The organism is Arsukibacterium sp. (assembly GCF_041616895.1).
Taxonomy (GTDB): Bacteria; Pseudomonadota; Gammaproteobacteria; order Enterobacterales; family Alteromonadaceae; genus Alishewanella.
The window spans coordinates 1-2,067 of the sequence record NZ_JBFJPY010000199.1 but is presented as its reverse complement, the minus strand read 5'-3'; the positions used below and the strand labels follow the sequence as shown (position 1 = coordinate 2,067).

At 49.6% G+C, this 2,067-nt stretch carries 3 protein-coding genes; all 3 read left to right on the top strand.

Annotated elements, in window-relative coordinates; translation table 11 throughout:
- Window positions 1-771: DNA polymerase III subunit gamma/tau C-terminal domain-containing protein (locus ABY802_RS16745; protein WP_372628252.1), on the top strand; the 771-nt coding region annotated here is incomplete at its 5' end.
- Window positions 772-855: 84 nt separating this feature from the next.
- The gene (locus tag ABY802_RS16740) at window positions 856-1,182 is read left to right on the top strand and encodes a YbaB/EbfC family nucleoid-associated protein (protein ID WP_290611192.1); all 327 of its coding nucleotides are present in this window, start codon (window positions 856-858) and stop codon (window positions 1,180-1,182) included.
- Between the two features lie 18 nt (window positions 1,183-1,200).
- Complete coding sequence (recR, locus tag ABY802_RS16735; protein ID WP_372628251.1) at window positions 1,201-1,803, top strand: recombination mediator RecR; 603 nt, start codon at window positions 1,201-1,203, stop codon at window positions 1,801-1,803.
- Window positions 1,804-2,067 lie beyond the last annotated feature (264 nt).

Below are 2,067 nucleotides of genomic sequence, written 5' to 3'. Positions count from 1 at the left end.
GAAAGTATTGATCCCCTAACTGCCAGTATTATTAAGCGCCGGGGGTTGGCAGCAGAGACAGGTGGTTTAGCGCCAAAAAAGTCTGAGCACCGGCCTGCGCCGGTGCCATCAAGAGCGCCACAGCAGGTGAGCCAGCAACACCTTGCAGCCGTAAATAAGGCTGCCGGCCAAACTAAGCCGTTTACGCCGCCGGATAGCGGGCCCGCGGTTGAGAAGCAAACCAAAGCACATTATCCGGATGAGACAGAACCAGAACCCGAACAGCTTTATCCTGAAGACCCGGCGAACCAGGCCATGCTTGATTCGTTGTGGCAGCAACGTCACCAGCAGGCAGAGCCCGCAAAGCAGTTTGACGGTGAGATTAATGAGCAAAATTTTTCGGTCCGGTTTGCAGCTGAAGTTGATAGTTGGGCTGCCCTGGTCGAGAAAATGCCGGTAGGTGGCCTGATGCGACTTTTTCTGCTTAACAGTGCAATGAAGCTGGAACAGCAGCAGATAAGCTTGCAAGTGCAGCAAAGCCAGCAACACCTTGATAACGAGGAGTTTCGCAGCCAGTTGCAAAGTTTATTATCTGAGGCCATGGGCCAGTCGCTGCAGCTGGCAATCGATTATAGTAGCAACGTAGAGCAGTGCCCGTTAGCAATACAGCAACGGATTGAGCAGGAGCGGCTCGGGTATGTCAGCAGGTTGATGCAGCAAGATCCGAACGTCCAACAATTGCAACAGCAATTTGATGCCAGTGTATTATTAGACACCTTGCAGGTAAACTAGCCTCTGCGCCTGTGGGGGCTATCTTATAATTTTAGGCGTTACTGATTATCGTGACGCCAGCAATGTTAAAAGAGAGATGAAATTATGTTTAAAGGCGGTATGGGCAATATTATGAAGCAGGCGCAAGCCATGCAGGAAAAAATGCAAAAGGTGCAGGCCGAAATTGCCAATATGGAAGTAACCGGTGAGTCAGGGGCGGGCCTGGTAAAAATTACCATGACAGGCGGCCATAACGTGCGCCGGGTTGAGATAGATGACAGCTTACTGGCAGATGACAAGGAAATGCTGGAAGATTTAGTTGCAGCTGCCTTAAACGATGCGGTCCGCCGGGTTGAAGAAAACAACAAGGAACAGATGGCCAAAGTCACGGGTGGCATGCAATTGCCGCCTGGTATGAAATTACCATTTTAATTGAGGCAATTACGCAGTATGAGTAAGTTGGCCCCTTTAGTTCAGCAATTAATAGAAACCTTACGGGTGTTGCCCGGCGTGGGGCCTAAGTCTGCACAGCGTATGGCTTTTCATTTACTAGAGCGCAACCGCGAAGGTGGTGCAAGGCTGGGCGCTGCGTTGACAAAAGCCATGGAAAAGGTGGGACATTGTCAGAGCTGTCGCACTTTCTGCGAAACAGATTTGTGTGCACTTTGCACCGATCCTGCCCGAGCGCAGGCAGGTACCTTGTGTGTGGTGGGTTCTGCTTCCGACCAGCTGGCTATTGAACATACCGGGCAGTTTAATGGCCTATATTTTGTTCTGATGGGCTATATTTCGCCGCTTGATGGCATTGGCCCGACTGAGCTGGGGCTGGACCGGCTGGATAAGCAATTAGCCAATGGTCACATTAGTGAAGTTATCCTGGCGACTAACCCTACGGTAGAAGGGGATGCGACGGCATTTTTTCTGGCAGAGCTGTGCCATAAGTATGCCATTCCGGTAACTCGTTTAGCCCAGGGTGTACCGGTAGGTGGTGAGCTAGAATATATCGACGGTACCACCTTATCCCATGCCTTTAGTGGCCGAAAATCCTTCTGATTACTGTATACCCATGTATTTTTCCCACGTATTTTTTATAGCTTGAATTTTGTTGCCGGTTACCCCATATAACTGGCAACTGAGCAACGCGGCCGCGTTATTATTTTTGCTAACACTACGTTCGAGGACCCGATAATGAGTGATAATACTGCCACTAACCCTGGACAGAAGCAGACTCATGGCTTTCAGGCTGAAGTAAAACAACTACTGAACCTGATGATCCATTCACTGTATTCCAATAAAGAAATTTTTCTGCGTGAATTG